General features: G+C 52.7%; 15 protein-coding genes and 1 pseudogene. 5 read left to right on the plus strand and 11 right to left on the minus strand.

What is annotated here, in order from left to right; genetic code table 11:
* Both sigI and bcaP read right to left on the minus strand, forming a co-directional pair.
* A partial coding sequence (sigI, locus tag GJ1_RS16035) for an RNA polymerase sigma factor SigI (RefSeq protein ID WP_066234618.1) occupies positions 1 to 726 on the minus strand: 726 nt, incomplete at its 3' end.
* Positions 727 to 1,015: 289 nt separating this feature from the next.
* Positions 1,016 to 2,431, minus strand: a complete 1,416-nt coding sequence (gene bcaP / locus GJ1_RS16040) for a branched-chain amino acid transporter BcaP (protein WP_066234578.1) — start codon at positions 2,429 to 2,431, stop codon at positions 1,016 to 1,018.
* 319 nt (positions 2,432 to 2,750) lie between these two features.
* Here bcaP and GJ1_RS16045 point away from each other — a divergent pair, with 319 nt between their 5' ends.
* Both GJ1_RS16045 and GJ1_RS16050 read left to right on the plus strand, forming a co-directional pair.
* Positions 2,751 to 3,092, plus strand: coding sequence for a DUF485 domain-containing protein (locus tag GJ1_RS16045; protein ID WP_066234580.1), 342 nt, complete (start codon positions 2,751 to 2,753; stop codon positions 3,090 to 3,092).
* Positions 3,092 to 4,627, plus strand: a complete 1,536-nt coding sequence (locus GJ1_RS16050; RefSeq protein WP_066234582.1) for a solute symporter family protein — start codon at positions 3,092 to 3,094, stop codon at positions 4,625 to 4,627. Before GJ1_RS16045 ends, GJ1_RS16050 begins: the two co-directional genes overlap by 1 nt.
* Before the next feature lie 475 nt (positions 4,628 to 5,102).
* On the opposite strand, the gene GJ1_RS18085 is transcribed toward GJ1_RS16050, so the two are convergent.
* The 9 genes and pseudogenes from GJ1_RS18085 to murB all read right to left on the minus strand — a co-directional run bounded on the left by GJ1_RS18085 (position 5,103) and on the right by murB (position 11,901).
* Positions 5,103 to 5,285 (minus strand): GNAT family N-acetyltransferase, encoded by a 183-nt coding sequence (locus tag GJ1_RS18085; RefSeq protein ID WP_157068401.1) that lies wholly within the window; start codon positions 5,283 to 5,285, stop codon positions 5,103 to 5,105.
* Positions 5,282 to 6,409, minus strand: a complete 1,128-nt coding sequence (gene menC, locus GJ1_RS16055; RefSeq protein WP_066234587.1) for an o-succinylbenzoate synthase — start codon at positions 6,407 to 6,409, stop codon at positions 5,282 to 5,284. The genes GJ1_RS18085 and menC overlap by 4 nt, the downstream gene beginning before the upstream one ends.
* Positions 6,406 to 7,245, minus strand: coding sequence for a GNAT family N-acetyltransferase (locus tag GJ1_RS16060; RefSeq protein ID WP_066234590.1), 840 nt, complete (start codon positions 7,243 to 7,245; stop codon positions 6,406 to 6,408). Before GJ1_RS16060 ends, menC begins: the two co-directional genes overlap by 4 nt.
* Positions 7,220 to 8,389: a M20 peptidase aminoacylase family protein gene (locus tag GJ1_RS16065; RefSeq protein ID WP_066234592.1), complete on the minus strand. Its 1,170-nt coding sequence runs from the start codon at positions 8,387 to 8,389 to the stop codon at positions 7,220 to 7,222. The genes GJ1_RS16060 and GJ1_RS16065 overlap by 26 nt, the downstream gene beginning before the upstream one ends.
* 116 nt (positions 8,390 to 8,505) lie before the next feature.
* The gene (locus tag GJ1_RS16070; protein ID WP_066234595.1) at positions 8,506 to 8,931 is read right to left on the minus strand and encodes a threonine/serine exporter family protein; all 426 of its coding nucleotides are present in this window, start codon (positions 8,929 to 8,931) and stop codon (positions 8,506 to 8,508) included.
* A gap of 15 nt (positions 8,932 to 8,946) precedes the next feature.
* Positions 8,947 to 9,690, minus strand: coding sequence for a threonine/serine exporter family protein (locus GJ1_RS16075; RefSeq protein WP_066234599.1), 744 nt, complete (start codon positions 9,688 to 9,690; stop codon positions 8,947 to 8,949).
* Positions 9,691 to 9,862: 172 nt separating this feature from the next.
* Positions 9,863 to 10,492 carry a VC0807 family protein gene (locus GJ1_RS16080; protein ID WP_066234601.1) on the minus strand — a complete coding sequence of 210 codons (630 nt, stop codon included), beginning with the start codon at positions 10,490 to 10,492 and terminating at the stop codon, positions 9,863 to 9,865.
* Between the two features lie 50 nt (positions 10,493 to 10,542).
* Positions 10,543 to 10,791, minus strand: a pseudogene (locus GJ1_RS16085) (diacylglycerol/lipid kinase family protein); the annotation flags it as partial.
* A gap of 195 nt (positions 10,792 to 10,986) precedes the next feature.
* The gene (gene murB / locus GJ1_RS16095) at positions 10,987 to 11,901 is read right to left on the minus strand and encodes a UDP-N-acetylmuramate dehydrogenase (RefSeq protein WP_066234609.1); all 915 of its coding nucleotides are present in this window, start codon (positions 11,899 to 11,901) and stop codon (positions 10,987 to 10,989) included.
* 322 nt (positions 11,902 to 12,223) lie between these two features.
* Between murB and GJ1_RS18090 the strand changes: the two genes are divergently transcribed.
* The 3 genes from GJ1_RS18090 to GJ1_RS16105 all read left to right on the plus strand — a co-directional run.
* Positions 12,224 to 12,397: a hypothetical protein gene (locus GJ1_RS18090; protein WP_239691174.1), complete on the plus strand. Its 174-nt coding sequence runs from the start codon at positions 12,224 to 12,226 to the stop codon at positions 12,395 to 12,397.
* Between the two features lie 15 nt (positions 12,398 to 12,412).
* A complete protein-coding gene (locus GJ1_RS16100; RefSeq protein ID WP_066234613.1) occupies positions 12,413 to 12,613 on the plus strand; it encodes a hypothetical protein in 201 nt (66 codons plus the stop codon).
* A gap of 33 nt (positions 12,614 to 12,646) precedes the next feature.
* The coding region (locus GJ1_RS16105) for an HD domain-containing protein (RefSeq protein WP_066234615.1) at positions 12,647 to 13,121 on the plus strand (475 nt) is incomplete at its 3' end.

Here is a 13,121-nt window from a genome sequence, read left to right on the forward strand (position 1 = left end):
ATAGTCCTTTAAGTAAATGTAATCGCCTGCCAAAATGACCGCGACCGCAATAATGTATTTTCTATTTCTCTCGATCGTCTTGCGGCTGACAGACGCCATCGTTTCCAGCTGTTTGATCGGCAACTGCTTTTTTTGAAACAAAAAGCCAAGCCATTCATCATTCACAACAAGCAACTCGGCGACACGAATGGCGTTTAGGCGGGCGTCTTTATGTTTTGGCGATTGTTCGACTAAATCGTGAAAATGAATGCCGAATTGCTTCAACGCTTGCTGGTAATGGAAAATTTCTTCTCGGCGCTGCTCTTGTTCGATTTGCTTGTAAAATTCGTCAACCGAGAGTTTCGCATCCAAGTACGTTTGCGATCCCTGCTCGCCGTCTTCTCCGTCTTCAACATGCCATATAGCCTCCCGCATTCTCGCCTCTTTTCGAATATAATCGATGAGGCGCCGCTTAATGAGCAGCTCCGCAAACGAGAGAAAGGAACCTCCTTTGTGCAGCGCGTATTTTTCAATCGCTTCGTTAAACGCGATCAGTCCGATGCTCGCCTCATCATCTTCCTCGCGGATGAACCTCTTGCATACACTTGAAACGGTTTTGACAATAAACGGCTTATATTGCCGGATGAGTTCATTGCGCAACGCTTCGTTTCCTCGCTGAATTTCTGCAACCGTCCGTTCAAGCGTTCTCTCTCTTCGTTTCAATAATGCACCAAACACCCTTTTCACCCCGCTTATACAAGCCGGTCCGACGCTCGTTCTTTATACTATTCGCAGATCATAAACCAAATATGGCCGTCGTTCAAAGGAAATGTTTTCAACATGTGTAAGTGAGCAGAGGTCCCCAAAAAAAGTCCGACGCCGCGCCGAACACACGCCTTCCATCGGCCAAAAATCAGTTGTTTTTCCTATCCAGCAAAAAAGAGAAAAGGGTGGAACGCGGTATGACCAAAAGGTTGACGAAATGGAAAAAGGAGCTGTTTCCCCATCAGAACAGCTCCTTTTTCTTATTGGCCGCTCAGCCAACTTTTTCTTCGCTTTTGCTCATTTCATTGAGCGCGCTATGCTTGCGTCCGTAGATAAAGTAAATGACTAGACCGATCAACAGCCACGAGACAAAACCGATCCATGTCGTCGCCGGAAGCTGAAGAACCAAGTAGCCGCAGAATAAGACAGCCAAAATCGGAACGACCGGGACGAACGGAACGCGGAATGCCCGCTTTAAGTTCGGCTGCGTTTTGCGCAGGACCAACACGCCGATCGAGACAGTGATAAAGGCAAAGAGCGTGCCTATGTTCGTCAGTTCCGCCAACTTGTTCAGCGGGATGATGCCCGCGAACACCGAAACAGCCGCTCCAGTCAGCCACGTGTTCACATACGGCACCTGTCGGGTCGGGCTGATGCGAGCAAACACTTTCGGCAGCAAACCGTCGCGGCTGATAGCGTAAAAGAGACGCGTCTGCCCATACATCATCACAAGGAGCACGGTCGTAATGCCGGCGATCGCCCCGAGCGAAATAAAGCCGGCGACCCAGTCTTGATGGATATAGTTTAATGCAAACGCCACCGGGTTTTTCACGTTGAGTTGCTCGTACGGAACGATGCCTGTCAATACAAGCGAGACAGCAATATACAACAATGTGCAGACAAGCAACGAGACGATGATGCCAATCGGCATATCGCGCTGCGGATTGCGCACTTCTTCCGCCGCCGTCGACACCGCATCAAAGCCGATGTAGGCGAAAAACACCGTCGCCGCGCCAGTCGCCACGCCAGAGAATCCATACGGCATAAACGGCGTCCAGTTTTCCGGCTTGACGTACCAAATGCCGACCGCCAAAAAGAGCAACACGACCGCCACTTTAACAGCAACGATCACCGCGTTAAAACGCGCCGATTTTTTGGCGCCTAAGTTCAACAAAAACGTAATGAACAGAACAATTAAAATCGCCGGCAAATCGATGAACGTCCCCTTCGCCGGATCATACGCGCTCGTGAGCGCCTTCGGCAGCTCGATGCCAAAACCGGCAAGCAACCCTTGAAAATAGCCGGACCAACCGACAGCGACCGCCGACGAGGCAACCCCGTATTCCAAAATCAAATCCCAGCCTAAAATCCAAGCGAATAATTCACCGAATGTCGCATAGCTATATGTGTATGCGCTCCCTGACACCGGCACCGTCGAGGCGAACTCGGCGTAACAAAGCGCCGCGAACACACACGCCAATCCTGATAAGATGAACGAAAGAACAAGTGCTGGGCCGGCATGTTCCGCCGCCGCCACCCCGGTCAGGACGAAAATGCCTGTCCCGATAATGGCGCCGATGCCGAGCATCGTCAAATCAAATGCGCCTAACTCTTTTCGCAGCGAGGCTCCTTTCGCCCCCGACTCCCTTATGAGTGATTGAATCGGTTTTTTACGAAACAAACTCATAGATGTCTCCCCTTGTTGCTTTTTGTAGAAAAATGTTGAATTTTATCGATATAGCACAGTTGTCATTCTACATGATCGTTGTTTTTTTGTAAAGTGCGAAAATAACAAAAACAACAAAAAATTTTTCCTTTGGCGCAGCAAAGTCGAAAACTATTCTAATAAATAATAAAAAAAACAATTTACAAATTTTTCAGATAAATATATAATAAGTGTGTGACAAATTTGTGACAGAAAGGAGGAATATTACCCCTGTTGTATTACAGGTTCTGTCGCTCCGTTTTTATGAAAACGCTTTAAACACGAACGAGGAGGGATCACTATGGCAGTCAAAAAAGAATCGTTTGCCGGACAGTCGGGCATCAACTATGAAGCGATCGCTCAATCCGCTTCGTTCCGGGGTCTCGTCCAGGCGAAGAAACGATTTATCATTCCGGCGACCATCTTTTTCTTCGTCTTTTACTTCGCTCTTCCGGTGTTGACGTCCTACTCGAAAGCGCTGAATGCGCCGGCGGCCGGGCCGGTCAGCTGGGCTTGGCTGTTTGCCTTTGCGCAATTTGTCATGACATGGGCCTTATGCATCCTTTATTCGAAACGCGCTGCGCAATTTGATAAAATCGTCGAGCAAGTGAAGCAAGAAGCGCAGGAAGGAGGAAACGTCTAATGCATGGGTTGGCCTTCTTCCTCTTCCTCATCATTGTCGCCTTGACGCTCGTCATTACGTACTACGCCTCAAAGCGAACGAAAACGACGAGCGAATTTTACACCGCTGACAGCAGCCTGACCGGCTGGCAAAACGGGCTCGCTATCGCAGGCGATTATATGTCCGCCGCATCCTTCTTAGGAATCGCTGGCATGATCGCATTGACTGGATTTGACGGTTTCTTTTACAGCATCGGCTTTCTTGTCGCTTATCTTGTCGTCTTGTACATCGTTGCCGAGCCGTTGCGCAACCTCGGCAAATACACGATGGCCGATATGATCGCCGCCCGTTTTGATGATAAGAAAGTGCGCGGCGTCGCCGCCTTGAATACGATCGCCATCTCGATCTTCTATATGATCGCCCAGCTTGTCGGCGCCGGCGGCCTCATCAAGCTTCTATTGGGCTTAGACTACGTTTATTCCGTCTTGATCGTCGGCATTTTGATGACGGTGTACGTCGTCTTCGGCGGCATGACGGCCACCAGCTGGGTGCAAATCGTCAAAGCCGTCTTGTTGATGGTCGGTACGTTTATCATTTCCATCATCGTCTTTGCCAAATTCGATTTCAGCATCGCCAAAATGTTCCATGAAGTAAAAACGGCAACACCGCTCGGGGAAGCCTTTTTAAACCCGGGCAACAAGTTTAAAGATCCTCTTGACACGATTTCATTAAACTTGGCGCTCGTTTTGGGGACGGCCGGACTGCCGCACATTTTGATCCGCTTCTTCACGGTCAAAGACGCGCCGACCGCCCGCAAATCGGTCGTTTATGCGACATGGATCATCGGAATTTTCTACGTGTTGACGATCTTTTTAGGGTTTGGCGCCGCCGCGTTCGTCGGCTATGACAAAATCGTCGCCGCCAACCCGGCCGGCAATATGGCCGCCCCGCTGTTGGCAGAGGCTCTCGGCGGAGATTTCCTGTTCGCGTTCATTTCCGCGGTCGCTTTCGCCACGATTTTGGCGGTAGTCGCCGGGCTCGTCTTGTCAGCCGCCTCGGCGTTTGCCCATGACTTTTACAGCCATATTTTGCGGCGCGGCCAAGCGACAGAAAAAGAACAAATGCTCGCCGCCCGCTGGGCGTCTGTCGGCGTTTCCGTACTATCGATTTTGTTAGCGCTCTTCGCGCAAAAAATGAACGTTGCCTTCCTCGTGTCGCTCGCATTTGCCGTCGCGGCGAGCGCCAACTTGCCAACGATCGTCTTTACGATTTTCTGGCGCCGCTTTAATACGACGGGGGCCATCACCGGCATGCTCGTTGGCTTGATCAGCGCCTTAGTGCTCGTCTTCTTCAGCCCGAACGTCTGGTCGCCGCAGCCGGGTGCTGCCATTTTCGTCGGCGAACCGCTCTTTAAGCTCGCCAACCCGGGCATTATCTCGATCCCGCTCGGCTTTATCGGCGCCATCGTCGGCACGCTCGTTTCGTCGAAAAAAGCGGATGAAAAGAAATATACGGAAATTGTCGTCAAAGCCAATACCGGGATCGGGCGGGTGTAACACAACCGGGAAGCCGGCGTGAAGGCCGGCTTCTTTTTTGTTGCCGCCACTCTGCTGTACCGGTGAGGAACTAAAAGCGATCTCCACAGTCGCCCGCCCGGCCGGCAAAATAAAAAAGACGCCCTGTGCACAACTAACATGTTCGGTTTTGAAGTACAAAGTGGTAAATAACAGTAAAAATATACACCTAATGGCTCTTCACCACAAAATGTACTTGACAAAGAAAGACGTTCATGATAGAGAAAACCAAAATAGCAATTTTCCTTTTTATACCATACACCTCATTTGAGCAACATTGCTATCATGTTTGTCTTTAAAAAGTCAAGTACATCTTTTGGTGATGAACCCACCTAATTAAAAAATATACAACTAATTGGCAATAATTTTGGCGTACAAATTAGCAATGAAATTAGCAGTATTTTAAAACAATTAAAGCACCTTTTTGAAAGGTGCTTTAATTGTTTATTTATTGGCGTTATAACAATTTGTATAGGTAATATTCATTTACAAATTCTCCGTTAATTTTTAACGATTGAACCCTTTCTCCTTCTAATACGAATCCCATCTTCCTATATAAGTTGAATGCCTTATCGTTATCTTTGATAACCGTAAGCCCTAATCTTGAAATTCCAACTTCCTTTGCCCATTCAAGCTTTATGCCGTCGGCGGGCGGTGGAACACTTTAGCAAACTGCGTATACCGCTCGACTTGGCGGCGGTCGACTTCATAGCCGATGCCCGGAGCGTCCGGCACGCGGATGAGGCCGCGATGCACTTCGACTTCCGGGACGATGATATCCCGCTCCCAATAATGGGACGAAGCGGCGGTGTCGCCGGGAAGCGCGAAGTTTTCCAACGTCGTGATCGCGATATTGTGGGCGCGTCCGACCCCTGCTTCCAACATCCCGCCGCACCAGACCGGAACGCCGCGCTCAGCGCAAAGATCGTGGATGCGCTTCGCCTCCCAAAGCCCACCGACGCGCCCGATTTTGATATTGATGATGCGGCAGCTGCCCAAATCCAGCGCCTTGCGCGCATCGTCATATGAGCGAATGCTTTCATCAAGGCAAATCGGCGTCTCAAGGAGCGGTTGCAGCCGGGCATGGTCGACGAGATCGTCAGCTGCGAGCGGCTGTTCGATCATCATTAGGCCAAATTCATCAAGCGCTTTCAGACGCTCTCGATCAGCGAGCGTATACGCTGAGTTCGCATCCGCCATGAGCGGCACGTCTGGAAACGCGCGCCGCACCTCGCGAATGACGTCAACGTCCCAGCCCGGTTTGATCTTCACTTTGATCCGCCGGTACCCTTGCGCCACATACCGCTCAATGACCCGAAGCAAATCATCGACCGTCGGCTGGATGCCGATGCTGACGCCGACTTCAATTTCCTTTTTCATTCCACCCAACGGCTGATGAAGCGGAACGCCGCTACGCTTGGCATACAAATCCCATACCGCTCCCTCAAGCGCCGCCTTTGCCATATGATTTTGGCGAATCGCCGCAAACCGCTTTGACAGTTCGCTCGGGTGATTGATCGGCTCGGCAAGCGCAAGCGGCACAAGAAACTCCTCAAGCATATGCCAGTTCGTTTTCACCGTTTCCTCGCTGTACCACGGAGCGGAAAACGCCACCGATTCGCCCCAGCCGGAAACGCCGTCGCGGTCGACCGCCTCCACTAAAATAAACTCTTTCGTTTGAAACGTGCCGAAGCTCGTTGTAAACGGCGCCTTCAACTCCATTTGCAAATGGCGCAATATGACGTACTCCATCTCGATCGTCATCCATCTCCCTCTCTTTCTCGCAGCCATTCGTTTCGCCGCACCCATATGTAGTGCATCGCCGGCTCCCCGGGACGGCGCACGGCGCCGGCGGCAATCCAGCCTTCAGCGAGCAGCCGGGAAAACAACGCGCGCGTTGCTAAGCGCCACTTGAGCGCCAAGGCCAAATCCCGCTCCTTAAGATGCGGGAAATCAAGCGGAACAGCGGTCCATAGCGACGAAGCGCTCGCCTCGTCCATATCGTTCAGCACCGGCCTCACCAAACCATGCGCAGTCGGCGCCGCTTCAAGCACCGCCATCCCCTTGGCTCCAAGGAGAGCAACTTTAGCCGAGTTTCGCTCCCAGGATGACTGCCGATCAAGCCGCCATTCGACAATGAAGCGGTCGGACGGCAGTTGACCGTTCAATGCGTCATTCATTTCGCCGTAGCAGTTTTCCACATACTCGACGCCAACGGCCCCAAGCTTCGCCAAGTTCAAATAGCCGTTCCGACTTTGCAACGGGTCGTACGTCCAGCGGATGATTCGGTAACCGCGCCGCCGCGCTTCTTCCGCCTGTTTCATTTTCAAGCGATAGCCGATGCCCCGATCACGAAACGATTCGGCAATCCCCATCATATGCGAACAAAGATACACTTCCCCGTTTTGCATTCCCGGAAAACTGTAAACAAAGCCGACGAGCTTCCCGTCCTCATACGCCCCGATGATAATGCCTCCGTTTTTGGCCACCGTCAGCGTCTGGTGAAGCGGAATCGGCGCCGTCCCCCAAATCTCCTCCTCAAGTCTGGCCATTTCTTTTAACTGTTCGACCGTCTCAATGGTTTGCAGCGACAGATGCACACTCGCTCTCTCCCTGCGGCGCAAACGTCGCAAACGTGTTCATCACGACCCGCGCCAAAATTTCCACACCGGAAAGCAAATCGTCGCGCCGGAATGTCATGTTGGGGTGATGGAGCCCCGGACGCAAGTCGCACCCGAGCCCAAGCATCGTCGTTTTCAGCCCCGGCTTTTTGAAAGCGTAAAAATGAAAATCTTCCCCTCCAGACGTCACGACGGGAGGAACGCATTTTTCCGCCCCCAAAGCAGTGATGATCGCCTCTTCCATCAGCCGCTCAGCGTCCGGGTCAGGGTGGGCGGCAACGATGCGCGTCCGCTCAACAAGCTCAATATCAGCCCCATAAATCGCAGCGACCCCGTTGATCACATGGCGCAGCCCCTCAACAAGCCGCTCCATCGCCTTGTTCGTTTGCGCCCGCAAGTCCAAGGCGAACTCGGCGTAATCGGGGATCGTGTTCGCATCTTTTTCACCAGCGTGAAACTTCGTCATTTTGATCGACGCCGGCACTTGCGGATCAATATGAATTTTGCCGAGCTCCTGCACGATGGCGCTGCCGACTTCAATGACGTTGACGCCTAGATGCGGCCGCGCGGCATGCGCCGCTACGCCGCGAATCCGCCCTTCGATGCATTGCGCGGCCCCATGGATGATTGCCGGCGCCGCATATCCACTTTTCACTTCTTGAATCGGGCGCAGATGAACACCGTACAAAAACGACACGCCGTCAACCGCCCCTTTTTCGATCAGCTTCAACGCCCCTGTTCCTTTCTCCTCGGCCGGCTGGAACAAAAACCGCACCGTACCCGGCGGCTTGTAACCGATGCGGCGAAGCAGCTTCGCCACCCCAAGGACGATCGTCATGTGGGCGTCATGCCCGCACGCATGGTTCGGCTGCCAAACGCCGTTCACCTCTTGCCAAAGGGCGTCCATATCGCTGCGCACCCCGACTGTAAACGGCCCGTCGCCAAGTTCCGCCACAACACCCGGACAATCGGCAAACGTCCGCACCCGATATCCTTCGCGTTCAAGCTCTCGGCAAAGAAATTCGGTCGTTTGCCACTCTTCCCAACTAATTTCCGGATGACGATGAAGATGGTCAAAAATGCTCCATAATTCTGCTTTCATCTGCTGAACGATTTCTTTCATCCCGCTCTCCCCCGTTGTTTGAAATCAATAGAAAAAACATAGTTATATTCATTATAATATTCAAGCAAGCAAATACAACGATAGGCGGATGATTGGAAAAAACAAGCCACACGCAGTTAAGGGCGACGCTTCACCAGTTGATTGACGACTTCGGAAAAAATGAGCCCCATCGCAATCGCACCAGAAATCATGAACGCTTTTGCCGCCAACGAGATCGCCGCATTGTAGTCGTTCATGACGACATGGCGCATCGCTTCAAACGCCGTCCCCCCCGGCACGAGTGGAATAATGCCGGAAACGGTAAAAATCGTCGCCGGCGTCCGGTAGCGACGGGCGAACACATTGCTTAAAAAGGCGACGAAAAACGCAGCCAGAAACGTTGCCGCGACGCCGTCCGCCCCCGACCGCGAAGCAAGCGTATAGACCGCCCAGCCGCTCATCCCAACAAACCCGCTATGCGGCAAAAGCCGCCTTGGGATATTAAAAATGACACCAAACAGCGCCGATGCCACAAAGCAAAGCAACAACTGCCCAACGATCATCGTCCGTACTCCTTGTCATCGAATGGCTAAACTCAAAGCCATGCCGGCGCCGATGGCAAACGCCGTCAAAAACGCCTCAGCTCCGCGTGACAGCCCGGCAATGAGATGGCCGGCCATCAAATCGCGCACCGCGTTTGTGATCGCCAGCCCCGGCACGAGCGGCATGACCGATCCGATCATCATGTTCCCGACATCGCCACCGAATCCGGCCCGCTCCATCAGCAGCACGAGCCCGCCAGCGACAAAGGCGGCGAAAAATTCAGCAAAAAACCGGATTTTCACAAACCGGTGCACCATTTCAAAACACCAAAACGCCATCCCCCCGGAAAGAAGAGAGGGAAAAAAATGGCTCATTCCGCCGATCAACGACGCGAAACAGGCGCTTGCCGCCGCCGCCGCGGCGGTTTGCTGCCAAAGGGGGTAGCCGGGCTGCGCACGCCCAACTTGCCGCAACTCCTTGCGCGCCTCTTCCAATGTCAGTTCGCCGCGGCTGATGCGCCGGGAAATATCGTTGACAGCCGCCACTTTTGCCAAATCGGTCGAGCGGTCGGAAATGCGGAGAAGCCTTGTTGAATCCGTCCCTTCAATGGAAAAAATGATGGCCGTCGGCGTAACGTAACTATGGGAGCGCGGCATGCCGAAAGAAGCGGCGATACGCATCATCGTATCTTCCACCCGGTACGTCTCCCCTCCGCTTTCAAGCATCAATTTTCCCGCCAACAAACAAACTTCCACAATCTCATCGATCCGCTCCTTCATCACCGGTTCACTCCTTTCTATTGCCGCTGGCATGGCGAAACGGAAGAACGAACCCTTGCCACGATGGCAAAAACAAACTCCTACCAAACCAGTTGGCAGGAGTCTTGCTCGAACACCGTTTTCAGTAATCTTACCCCCATTATACCAAACAAGCCGCCCGTTGCCAAACGCCTCAACCGCTCGCTTGATCGGGCCCGCTTTGCTTATAGAGAATATTTGTGATGCGAGCAAACCCCAAAATACAAAGGAGCGTGATCGCCCAACCAATCACTTCGCGAATCACAATCGCACGGTCAAACGCCTCGACGCCATAGCGAACAATCAAGTGCGCCTTGACCGCCGCCAACAGTCCGTCGCGCAGAGCAAAGCCAACGGTGATCCACTGAAAAAGCGGAAAAACATCGCGTTCAAAAAACCGCTTTTTCATTACCGAGCGCGGCGCTCCCTGCATTTCCACAAAATCAAGCGAAAAATAAAGCATCAACGGCCGCTTTACCGCGACAGTCGCTAGAAAACAGACAGCCAAAACGATCGAGTACCATACATCGTTCCATAACATTTGCAACGCGGATCCAGCCAACACGTTCAATAGCGTGCCAACCGCCAGATTGACAATCAAAAACGTGCCAAACCATTGCACTTTGCGAATGGACCAAAAACGATAAACCGTATAAACCGCCCCCGGGACGGTGCAGATGAGCATCGCCCCGTACTCTCCGACCGGGCCGCGCAGCGCATGCCACAGAACGATCGGAAACACGACATACAGCACCATATCGAGCATGATGATCCGCTTCCCCATCCCCCTGCCCCCCTTACGCGTACTTTCTCCTTTAGCATACAAGACGCCCCGTTCACCACCTCATGCACAGTTCCGCCTCCTCCTACTGCCACAATCGCCATCGGCTCAGCGCTCTCCTCCGCGATCCGCCGGGCTATCTCTTTTCCTTCCTCCTTCCGGCTTGTCCAATATACCCCATACCCCTCGCCCTGCTTGCCCAGCAAAGACTCGATCCGCCTCCAAACGGCAACGGAACGGCCGTTTTTCGCCGCCGGGTTGACGATAAAACAAATTTTCATTGCTCTCCCCCATCTTCTCATTCTTCTCTATCATTATTTGATATTCATTGTTGAACAACCTTTTTTCCTATTCATTGGACTTTCCGCAACCGAAACGGCAGGCCCCTGTCCTTTTGGGAACTTGTTTCGCACCGCCGTCTCGCCTCTCAATTGGCTTTGCAACTCAATCGAAGGAAACAAAAAACCGAACCCGGCGATCTCCGGGTCCGGCAACGGTCATTCTTCCCCAATAATTTTCACTTCCAGTTCCAAATCGACGCCGAATTTTTCTTTTACCGTTTTGCGAACCATTTCAATCGTCGCAATGTAATCAGCGGCCGTCGCGTTGTTTTTGTTAATGATAAACCCGGCGTGCTTCGTCGACACTTCCGCGCCGCCAAACCCTTTCCCTTGCAGGCCGCTGTCTTGGATCAGCTTGCCGGCAAAATAGCCCGGCGGACGCTTGAACACGCTGCCGACAGACGGATATTCAAGCGGTTGCTTCGATTCACGTTGGAACGTTAAATCGTCCATTTTCGCCTTAATTTGCGCATAATCGCCCGGCTGCAGCGCAAAGACGACTTCGAGCACAATATCATGCGTCCGGCTGATAATGCTTGTTCGATAGCCAAGCTCCAGCTCCTCGTTCTTTAACGTTTTCAACTCGCCGGCGAGCGTCGCCACTTTGACATGATCAAGCACATCTTTCACTTCACCGCCGTATGCCCCGGCGTTCATCATGATCGCCCCGCCGACCGACCCTGGGATGCCGCAGGCAAACTCCAAACCGGTAAGGCTTTGTTCCAGCGCAAACCGCGACACCGCTTTAATGTCCGCCCCGCTTTGTGCGATCACGTTGTTTCCTTCGCGCCAAATGCGGTTCAAATGCTTCAGCTGCATGACAATGCCGCGCAGTCCGCCATCGCGGATAATGACGTTCGAACCGTTGCCAAGGAGCGTAAACGGCAAGCCGTACTCTTCTTTCAGCCGCAACACCTCGATGACTTGCTCGTACGTCTCCGGCCAGACGAGAAAATCCGCCTTGCCGCCGATTCGGACCAATGTATGGTTTTTCATCGGTTCATCGCGCAGGACATTTCGTTCTCCACAAATCTCTACGAGTCTTTGGTAAATGTGTTCCGCACGTTCCATCGTTCCGTCACCTTCTTTGCTTCTTCCGTGCCGCCTGGCGGCATTCATTCCACACCGTTTCCATTATCTCTAGAATCGCACGGCATATCAAGTGGGCAATGTTCCTGATTCTGTTTTATTCCGGACTAGGCGAAAAGGTGACATCGGACGAAAAAGGGCAAAACCAAAAACCGGACAGGCGACCGTCGGGAAAATGGGCTCCCCGTTTCGCGGCAAGACGGCAGAAACGAAAGCGCCATGTCGATGCGCCAAATCGACGCCTTGTTAAACCCAACACTTAGCGAAAGATGTGTGCTCTACGTTTGTTGAGGCACTGAATAGCATGCTCGATGCACCGCTTTCCTTCGCCGCGTCGGTGCCAACGGATGAAAAAGAACACCAAAAAGATCATGTAAAACTCGCGCAATACGCTGCGCCGCCAGCCGCCTCGGCTCCCGCTCACCCATTGGCCGGGACGCGGCGGCAGCTGACGGTCGGCAGCTTAAAAGACATATAAGGAAGGAGAGGAAACATGGACAAAACGAAGCTGTACCTTTCCGACATTCATCTCCCACTTATTTTTGGGCTGCGCCCTGCACAAAATGGAAGTGGGAGTCTTCTGTCGGGAAATGATAAACCGGCTGCTGCTTTCAAAGCAACTGGTCAATTTTTTATCCATGTAACCGTTCTCATCCGTTTCCTCTATTGCCGTCCTCTTCCCGCCATGGTATGATGATAGGAAATCAAAAAAACGGAGGGGATGCCGATGAGATACATCACCTTAACGGACGTCTTTGTTCATCCCGTTGCGCAAAAATATTTAAAACGATCCGGCCTCGCCCATGCCATCGCGGCGGCGTACCATGCCTACTACCTTGCCCTCCGCCACGGCGTCGACCCCGATTTGGCAACGAAAGCCGCGCTCCTTCATGATATCGGCCACTACACATGGTACAAAAACGGCCGGTGGGATTACGAACAATACCGGCAAAACGACATCCACGCCATCAAAGGGGCCGAGCGCGCCCATAAACTGCTCATTCGCCTTGGCGAACACCCGCGCAACGCCAAAGAAATCGCGCTGGCGATTTTGCTTCACACCGATTCGTACCTCCCGGAAGGCGAATGGAAACGAACGCCGCTCCAAGCCATCGTTAAATGGGCCGACGAGGCCGACGAAGAGCCGGGCGGACGCCATCATTACCGAACGATCAGCGAAGATGTGGCGTGGAAAAAAATCG

This window comes from Geobacillus jurassicus NBRC 107829, assembly GCF_001544315.1.
GTDB classification, from domain to species: Bacteria; Bacillota; Bacilli; order Bacillales; family Anoxybacillaceae; genus Geobacillus; species Geobacillus jurassicus.